Annotated in this window: 14 protein-coding genes; 7 read left to right on the top strand and 7 right to left on the bottom strand. The window is 70.8% G+C overall.

Annotated elements, in window-relative coordinates:
• The 4 genes from FOY91_RS21695 to FOY91_RS12670 all read left to right on the top strand — a co-directional run.
• Positions 1-395 (top strand): PIG-L deacetylase family protein (locus FOY91_RS21695; RefSeq protein WP_476692374.1); only part of this gene is annotated, 395 nt, incomplete at its 5' end.
• Positions 392-976, top strand: coding sequence for an SAM-dependent methyltransferase (locus FOY91_RS12680; protein ID WP_145152397.1), 585 nt, complete (start codon positions 392-394; stop codon positions 974-976). The genes FOY91_RS21695 and FOY91_RS12680, both read left to right, overlap by 4 nt.
• Before the next feature lie 37 nt (positions 977-1013).
• Positions 1014-1775, top strand: coding sequence for a ZIP family metal transporter (locus FOY91_RS12675; protein ID WP_145152394.1), 762 nt, complete (start codon positions 1014-1016; stop codon positions 1773-1775).
• 44 nt (positions 1776-1819) lie between these two features.
• Positions 1820-2692, top strand: a complete 873-nt coding sequence (locus FOY91_RS12670) for an exonuclease domain-containing protein (RefSeq protein ID WP_145152400.1) — start codon at positions 1820-1822, stop codon at positions 2690-2692.
• A gap of 15 nt (positions 2693-2707) precedes the next feature.
• Here FOY91_RS12670 and FOY91_RS12665 read toward each other — a convergent pair whose 3' ends face one another.
• From FOY91_RS12665 to FOY91_RS12645, 5 genes are read right to left on the bottom strand one after another with little or no spacing between them, the layout of a single operon-like run.
• A complete protein-coding gene (locus tag FOY91_RS12665; RefSeq protein WP_145152391.1) occupies positions 2708-2911 on the bottom strand; it encodes a hypothetical protein in 204 nt (67 codons plus the stop codon).
• 37 nt (positions 2912-2948) lie between these two features.
• Positions 2949-3425: a DUF1178 family protein gene (locus tag FOY91_RS12660; RefSeq protein WP_145152388.1), complete on the bottom strand. Its 477-nt coding sequence runs from the start codon at positions 3423-3425 to the stop codon at positions 2949-2951.
• Positions 3422-4249, bottom strand: a complete 828-nt coding sequence (locus tag FOY91_RS12655; RefSeq protein WP_145152384.1) for a carbon-nitrogen hydrolase family protein — start codon at positions 4247-4249, stop codon at positions 3422-3424. The genes FOY91_RS12660 and FOY91_RS12655 overlap by 4 nt, the downstream gene beginning before the upstream one ends.
• Positions 4249-4506 carry a glutaredoxin 3 gene (grxC, locus tag FOY91_RS12650; protein ID WP_145152381.1) on the bottom strand — a complete coding sequence of 86 codons (258 nt, stop codon included), beginning with the start codon at positions 4504-4506 and terminating at the stop codon, positions 4249-4251. Before grxC ends, FOY91_RS12655 begins: the two co-directional genes overlap by 1 nt.
• A 49-nt stretch (positions 4507-4555) precedes the next feature.
• On the bottom strand, positions 4556-5311 hold the full coding sequence (locus FOY91_RS12645) for a ComF family protein (protein ID WP_145152379.1): 756 nt from the start codon (positions 5309-5311) through the stop codon (positions 4556-4558).
• 41 nt (positions 5312-5352) lie between these two features.
• Between FOY91_RS12645 and FOY91_RS12640 the strand changes: the two genes are divergently transcribed.
• Positions 5353-6246 (top strand): methyltransferase domain-containing protein, encoded by an 894-nt coding sequence (locus FOY91_RS12640; protein WP_145152376.1) that lies wholly within the window; start codon positions 5353-5355, stop codon positions 6244-6246.
• Positions 6247-6330: 84 nt separating this feature from the next.
• Here FOY91_RS12640 and FOY91_RS12635 read toward each other — a convergent pair whose 3' ends face one another.
• A complete protein-coding gene (locus FOY91_RS12635) occupies positions 6331-6756 on the bottom strand; it encodes a (deoxy)nucleoside triphosphate pyrophosphohydrolase (protein WP_145152373.1) in 426 nt (141 codons plus the stop codon).
• Between FOY91_RS12635 and FOY91_RS12630 the strand changes: the two genes are divergently transcribed.
• Complete coding sequence (locus FOY91_RS12630; RefSeq protein WP_145152370.1) at positions 6749-6991, top strand: Flp family type IVb pilin; 243 nt, start codon at positions 6749-6751, stop codon at positions 6989-6991. The genes FOY91_RS12635 and FOY91_RS12630 overlap by 8 nt on opposite strands.
• 130 nt (positions 6992-7121) lie before the next feature.
• Positions 7122-7295, top strand: a complete 174-nt coding sequence (locus FOY91_RS12625) for a Flp family type IVb pilin (protein ID WP_145152367.1) — start codon at positions 7122-7124, stop codon at positions 7293-7295.
• A 79-nt stretch (positions 7296-7374) separates the two neighbouring features.
• Here the strand turns inward: FOY91_RS12625 and FOY91_RS12620 are convergent, their stop codons facing one another.
• Positions 7375-7659, bottom strand: coding sequence for a hypothetical protein (locus FOY91_RS12620; RefSeq protein WP_145152364.1), 285 nt, complete (start codon positions 7657-7659; stop codon positions 7375-7377).
• Between the last annotated feature and the right edge of the window lie 139 nt (positions 7660-7798).

Raw genomic sequence — 7798 nt, 5'->3', positions numbered from 1 at the left:
CGGTACGCTTCCTCGGTCTGCGTGATGGCGCGCTGCAGGGCGGGCCGGCGCGGGTGCTGCGCGGTGCGGTGCAGCGGGCGGGGCGGATCGACCTGCTGGTCGGGCCGGCCGGGGACGATGCCCATCCAGACCATCGCTGGGTATCCGCCGTGCTGGCCACGGTGCCCGCCCGGCGTCGGCTGGCCTATCGCATCTGGCCGCCGCGCCGCATCGCCGCCGGGCGGGCATCGTGGTTCAAGGCGGCGGGCGGGCACGCCGCCAAACGCTCGCTGATCGGCACCTACCGTACGCAACTGGGCGCGATCCGCGACGACCCCACCGGCTTCGCCATCGCCCGGCACGAGCTGGCCGCGTTCGCCCATCCGGTCGAACGGTTCACGGAGGTGCGCCGATGAAACCGATCGACCTCGACGGCTTCGCTGCCAAGTTCGCTGCCGATGCCGATCCGTGGCGCACCTTCTCCAATCGCGACGAGGCCGTGAAGCGGCGGGCGATCCTCCACGCGCTCGGCCCCGGCCCGGTCGGGCGGGTGCTCGAGCTGGCGAGCGGCAACGGCTCGAACAGCGTCGCACTCGCGCCGCGCGCGCTGCGGCTGGATGCGACCGAGGGCACGGCGGAAGGCGTGACGCTGACGGCCGGGGCGCTGGATGGCGCGGGGCGGGCACGGGCGTCGCTGCTGCGCCTGCCGGGGCGACCGCCGCGCACCCGCTACGACGCGGTCGTGCTGGCGGAACTCCTCTATTATCTCTCCCCCGGCCAGATGGCGCGGGTGGCGCGGGATGTCGCGGCGTGGCTGCGGCCAGGCGGGGTGCTGGTGCTGGCGCATCACCGGATCGATTTCTATGACTTCGTGCAGCACGCAGGCGGTATCCACGAACGCTTTCTCGGAGAGACGGGAGCGTCGTGGACGGTCCGCCCGGTGCGTGCGACGCGGGCGTGGACGGTGCTGACCGCACGGCGGGCAGGGGTTGTCTGACAGTCGATCCGGGTGCCGGTCGGGACAGGGGGATGGGATGCCGCAGTTTATCGAGGCCGGCCTGTGGGGGCTGCTCGGCGGATCGGCGCTGTTGCTCGGGGCCGGAATCGCCTTCCTGTTCAAGCTGCCGCAGCGGCTGGTCGCCGGTATCATGGCGGTGGGCGCAGGCGTGCTGATCTCGGCCGTCGCGTTCGACCTGATGGATGAGGCGTACAAGCGCGGCGGGTTCGATTCCACCGCGCTCGGCTTTCTGGCGGGCGCGGTCATCTATACGGCCGCCAACATCGCCATTTCACGACGCGGCGCGCGGCACCGCAAGCGATCTGGTGGCAACCCCGATGCCTCGCTGCCGCCCGCCGCCGAAGGCGCGGGGCTGGCGATCGCGGTGGGCGCGCTGCTCGATGGTATCCCGGAGTCGGTGGTGATCGGGGTCAGCCTGCTGGAAGGCAGCGGCGTGAGCCTCGTCACGGTGGCGGCGGTGTTCCTGTCCAACGTGCCGGAAGGGCTGTCGAGCGCGTCGGGGATGAAGGCAGCCGGGCATCGGCCGGCCTATATCTTCGGCGTGTGGGGCGGGATCGCGCTGGCATCGGGCATCGCCGCCGCGCTGGGCAACTATGCGCTGGCGGGCACGGATGCGGATGTGATCGCGGCCACCACCGCCGTGGCGGCAGGCGGCATCCTGGCGATGCTGGTCGATACCATGATCCCGGAAGCGGCCGAGGAATCGCACGACTACGCCGGGCTGATTACCGTCGCCGGTTTCCTGCTCGCCTTCGTGCTGTCCAAGCTGGGCGGGTGAGGAACAGGCTGGTATCGCGCGCGCCGTTGCTTATGTCCGGCGCGATGAGCCTGCCGCCCGCCGCCCCGCCCACCGCCCTGGCCGATGACGCACCCGATTTCGTCGTGGTCGATGTGGAAACCGCCTGTTCGCGGATCAGCAGCATCTGCCAGATCGGCATCGTCGGTTTTCGCGACGGGCGCGAGCTGTTCGCCTACGAGACGTTGATCGATCCATGCGACGAGTTCAACGGCTTCAACACCCGCATCCACGGCATCGAGGCGCATCACGTGGCGGGTCAGCCGGTGTTCGGCCATGTCCATTCGATCATCGACGGGCATCTGGCCGGCCGCACCACGGTGGCCCATTCCAGCTTCGACAAGGGCGCGCTGGCCGCCGCGTGCCATGTCCACGCCTGCGCGCCGATCGAGACCACCTGGCTGGACAGCGTGCGCGTGGCGCGGCGGGCGTGGCCCGATCTGCCCAGCCACAAGCTGAACATCCTGTCGCGCCATCTGGGGCTGGACCACCGCCACCACGACGCGCTGAGCGATGCGCGCGCGGCGGGCTGGGTGGTGGTCAAGGCGATCGACCACACCGGCATTCCGCTGGCCGACTGGCTGACCCCGCCGCCCCGCCCGAAGGCGCGCCCTGCGCCCAAACCGGCGGCGGACGGACCGCTGCGCGGTGCGCGTATCGCCATCCTCGGCGCGTCGCGCGACGGCCCCCTGGCGCAGGCGATCGCCGCGGCCGGTGGGCGCGTGGTCGCATCCGTCGGCGCGACCACGACGATGCTGGTGATCGGCGGCGACCAGACGCTTGGCCGTTATGTCCGCTACGATGCGCTCTACCTGAAGGCGGAGGCGGCGCGGCGGGGCGGTCAGGCGATCGAGATCGTCGAGGAACGTGCGTTGCGCGAAAGCCTCGCGCGAGGCTGACCGCTTTGCGGCCGGTCAGTCCGTCGTGCCGTAGGTGCGCAACAGATAGTCGGCGATGCTGCCACCGGCCGCCTCGTGCAGTTCGTCCGGGGTGATGCCGTTCTCGGCGGCTTCGGCTTCCCATCGTTCGGCCGCCACCGTGGCATCGGCATGGCTGATCGGCGCCGGATCGCGCTTCAGCGACCATTCGGTCAGAAATTCCTTCGCGAGGTCGCTCACTCTTCGTCTCCCTGTTTCGAAAACGGCAACGGCGTGGTCAATTGTCGGTTCCGGGCGGGCGGACGGGAAACGGCAGCGGTGCCACCTCGATCCCGTCCTCCACCAATCCGCGCGCCTGCGCCGGGGTGGCGATGCCGTGGATCGATCGCTGGTCGCTCTCGCCTAGATGGATCGCCCGCGCCTCGGCGGCGAAACTGTCGCCGACATAATCTGATGTTGCCAGCGCGCGCCGCTGCACCTCGGCCATGGCGGTCAGCAGCGCCTTCATCTCCTCCGGCGGGGGAGTCTCGGCCTTCGCCACGGATCGCTCGGCGGACCGGGCGGGCGATACCGTCAGGCTGTTGCTCTTGGCGGAAACGCGCGGCGCCATCACCGCCTTGGCCACCTTCGCATCGCCGCAGATCGGGCAACTCACCAGCCCGCGCGCCTGCTGCGAGTCGTAATCCCCGGTCGAGCCGAACCACGCCTCGAACACATGCCCGCCGCCCTCGCACGCCAGATCGAACACGATCATGCGCGCACCGGCGCGGGGATCGGGCGGCGATGCGCGAGTACCGGGATGCGCGCGCGTACATTGGCCACGCGGGCAAGGTCGAGGTCGATACAGGCGATGCCTTCCGCGTCCCCCATGTCGAGCAGGATCTCGCCCCACGGATCGATCACGAGCGAATGGCCGTAGGTGGCACGGCCATCCTCGTGGTGCCCGGCCTGCGCGGCGGCGATGACGAAGGCGCCCGCCTCGATGGCCCGCGCACGCAGCAGCACGTGCCAGTGCGCCGCGCCGGTCGGCACGGTGAAGGCGGCGGGCACGGCCAGAACCGTCGCGCCCGCATCGCTCAGGCTGCGGTAGAGATCGGGGAAGCGCAGATCGTAGCAGATGCTGAGGCCGATCGGCGCCCACGGTGTTTCCACCACCACGGTTGCCTCGCCCGGGGCATAAGCGGCGGATTCGCGCCAGCTCTCACCGCTCGCCAAGTCGACGTCGAACAGGTGAAGCTTGTCGTAATGCGCGCGGATCGCGCCGGTGTCGTCGATCACGAACGCGCGGTTGACGAGGCGACCGTCGGCCCGTTCCCCCGCCAGCGCGATCGAGCCGAGGTGGACCCAGATGCCGGCCCGCGCCGCCGCCTCCCGCACTTCGGCAAGCACGCGATCATGCGCCTGATCCGCGAGATAGCCGGCGGCACGGGCGCGGTTGCGATCCAGCAGATTGCTCATCTCCGGGGTGAACAGCATGTCCGCCCCCTGCGCCGCCGCCTCCGCCACGGCCGTGCAAAGCCGGGTGGCATTGGCCACCGGGTCGATGCCGGTGCGGCTCTGGAAGACGGCCGCGCGCATCAGCCGGCGAGCAGCGCGTCCAGCTTGCCGCCCCGTTCGAGCGCGGCGAGATCGTCCGATCCGCCGACGTGGGTATCGCCGATGAAGATCTGCGGCACGGTGCTGCGGCCGCTGGCACGGGCCAGCATCTCCTGCCGCTTCGGCCCGCCCATGCTGATGTCGTGCTCCTCGAAGGCCACGCCCTTGGACGACAGCAGGCCCTTGGCGCGCGTGCAATAGGGGCACATGAACTTGGTGTAGATCTCGACCTTCGCCATCGTCGTCATGTCTCCCGTCGCGGCCGGGGGGCCGCGCTGTACCGGCTATCTAGGCATCTTCGCCCGAGGGTTCCAGCGCCACGCGCGCCCAGCAGAGCAATCGCACCTCACGCGCGCCGGCCGCCTTCAGCGCGGCGGCGCAGGCGTTGGCGGTGGCGCCTGTCGTGAAAACATCGTCGATCAGCAGCACCGCCCGGCCCGCCACCGTCGCCGGATCGGGGATGGCGAAGGCATCGCGCACCGTCCGCAGCCGGGCGTGCCGGCCGAGGCCGCGTAGCGAGGGAGTGTGGCGCGTGCGTGCGATCAGGTCGGGCGAGAAGGGCAGGCCGGTGCGCCGCGCCAGCGCCCGGCCGATCAGCGCCGACTGGTTGTACCCGCGCGACCAGATCCGCCAGCGGTGCAGCGGCACCGGCGCGATCAGCCACGGCTCGCCCGGATCGACCAGCCGTTCCAGCCGGCGCGCGATCGTCTCGGCAAGGCCGGGGCGGCGGCCGTGCTTCAGCCGCAGCGCGATCCGCCGGGGCACGGCATCGTAGGCGGTGGCGGCGCACATTCCGTCCAGCGCCGGGGGGTGGGCGAGGCACGGGTCGCAGCGCATGTCTGGCCCCTCGTCATAGGGTAGCGGCACGCCGCAGGTGGCGCAGGCCGGGCGCCCGAGGAAGTCGAGCGCGCCCCAGCAGTCGGTGCAGAAGGCGTGATCGTCCGCCGTCACCGCGCCGCAGCCGGGGCAGCGCGGCGGCAGCGCGAAGGCGAGCACGCGCGCCGCGCCGGCGCGGGTGGCCGAGAGGAGGGAAGGGGCGGTCATCCCCGCTTGTCCCGCGTGGTAGGCGGGCGCACAAGCCCGGCATGACCAAGCCCGACGACACCATGCCCGACGATATCGAGATCTTCGACCGGGCGCTGCGCCGCCAGCGCCGCGACCGCGCCTTCGCCGGCTATGCCGACCACGCCTTCCTGCGCGATCACATCGTGGAGGCACTGCTCGAGCGGCTGGACATGGTGACGCGGGAGTTCACCGACGCACTCGATCTCGGTTGCGCCGATGGCAGCCTTACCCGTGCGCTGCGGGCGCGGGGGATGACGGTGACGCCGGCCGACGCCGGGCGGCGGTTCGCCGACGCGGCGGGCGGGGTGCAGTGCGACGAGGACAGGTTGCCGTTCGCCAGCGGATCGTTCGATCTGGTCGTGTCGGCCGGCGTGCTCGATCAGGTGAACGACCTGCCCGGCGCCCTGGCGCTGGCGCGGCGGGTGCTGCGGCCGGACGGGCTGTTCCTCGCCGGTTTCGTCGGTGGCGGCAGCCTGCCCCGGCTGCGTGCGGCGCTGATCGCGGCGGATATGGCGGCGGGCGGCGCGGTGGCGGGGCGGATCCACCCGCAGGTGGACCTGCGCGGCGCCGCGGACCTGCTCACCCGCGCCGGCTTCGCGCTGCCGGTGGCGGATGGTGAGCCGCTCGCGGTGCGCTACGCCGATCCACTGCGACTGATGGCCGATCTGCGCGGCATGGCCGCGACCAGCCTGATGCCCGGCCGGGGGGCTGCACCGCTCACCCGCACGCGGCTGGCCGCCGCCATCGCGCACTTCACCGGAGCGGCGGCGGCGGACGGGCGGGTGACCGAGCGGTTCGAAATCGTCTATCTCACCGGCTGGGCGCCGGCCCCCAGCCAGCCGCGCCCCGCCGCGCGCGGCAGCGCCACCCGATCGCTCGCCGCCGAACTCGCACCGCGCCCGCCGGAGAATTGACGCGGCGTTTACCATGTTCGTCAGGTGATTTGAACATGCCTGACGGCGGATAAGGCACCATGATCCGCCCTATAGCCGCCCGCGCTACAGCAATGCCTCGATCAGACCGATCAGCGGCCGGTCCGCCGGCGGCATCGGCAGCGCATGCATCTCGACCGGCCGCACCCAGCGCAGCGCCGTCGCCTGGAGCGGCTGCGGTTGCCCCGCCCACTTGCGGCACGCGTAGAGCAACAGCAAAAGGTGGCGCTCGCCCAGCGGCGCGCTGGCGAAGGTGGCGGGTGACAGGCACGCCGCCGTCACGTCGATCCCCAGTTCCTCGCGCAGCTCGCGGATCAACGCCGCCTCCGGCGTCTCGCCCGCTTCCAGCTTGCCCCCGGGAAATTCCCACAGGCCGGCCAGCGATCCGCCGGGCGGGCGCTGTTGCAGCAGCACGCGCCCGTCACGATCGACCAGCGCCACCGCGACCACCGGCAGGATGAGCGACGTGCGAGAGAAATCGGTGATGTCCATGCTGTCTCCGGGGCGGGCTTCGGGCAGGCGACCACGCGGGGCCGTGCGCGGCTGCATGGCGACAGCGCGCGTACTCGGCAAGCTGCGGCGCGATACGCGCGGCGCGGTGGCGACGGAATACGGCCTGCTCGTGGTGCTGGCGGTGATCGCGGTGATGCTGGCGATCAGCGCGCTGGGCCAGACCAACTACGACATCTGGCGCAATGTCGCCGCCAAGGTGACCGCCGCCACCTGACGGCGGAGAATCGCGACCGTCGTTAAATCTTCCGAAACCTCACCTTGCTAGAAACGCCTCAGCCCAATCGGTGATGAACCAGCGGGCGGGTAAGTGGAACATCCCGATCTGGAACGAACAGGAGATCAGCGTGAAGAAAATCCGTCAGATGATGAAGGACACCAAGGGTGCGACGGCGATCGAATACGGCCTGATCGCCGCTCTGATCGCGGTTGCCGCGATCACCACCATGTCCGCTCTCGGCTCGCAGCTGAACAAGACGTTCAACAACGTGACGGCGGGCATGAAGGCCGGCACCGGCTGATCCGGTCGCCGAAGCGCGAATAGAAAGGGGCGGCGGAACCTGGTTCCGCCGCCCTCTTCGTTTGTCGGGAATGGGCCGGTCAGCGCAGTGCCGTCACCATGTCGGCCTGCGCCGCCGGCACGGGGAAGCTGACCGGGCTGGCGCCGAACGTGCCCGTCACCCGGTTGTTCTTCACCTTCAGGCGGAATGGCTTGCCGCCCTGTTCCTGGCCGCGGAGGGTGATGACCCCGGCATCCTCGGTGCGGGTGCCCGCAAAGGTAGTGCCGTTCGCCTCGAATCGGAACGGGCTGGAGGCGACCTCGCCGGCAAGCGCGGGGGAGGCGGCGGCGGTGAGCGAGACGGCGACGACGAACAACTTGAACATGGCAGGTTCCTTTCGGATCATCTGCCCTCAGTCATCCCCTCTTGTGCAATGCAGCATGAAGGTCGGTTCAGGTTTCGGCGAGTGCGTTGTGAGGTGTGCCGAATGCACGGAGCGCAGGCGGACAAAAAAGGGGGCGGCG

Source organism: Alterirhizorhabdus solaris, assembly GCF_007785815.1.
Taxonomy (GTDB): Bacteria; Pseudomonadota; Alphaproteobacteria; order Sphingomonadales; family Sphingomonadaceae; genus Alterirhizorhabdus; species Alterirhizorhabdus solaris.
Note: the sequence above shows the minus strand (reverse complement) of the source record. Positions and strands in the feature narration are given on the sequence as shown.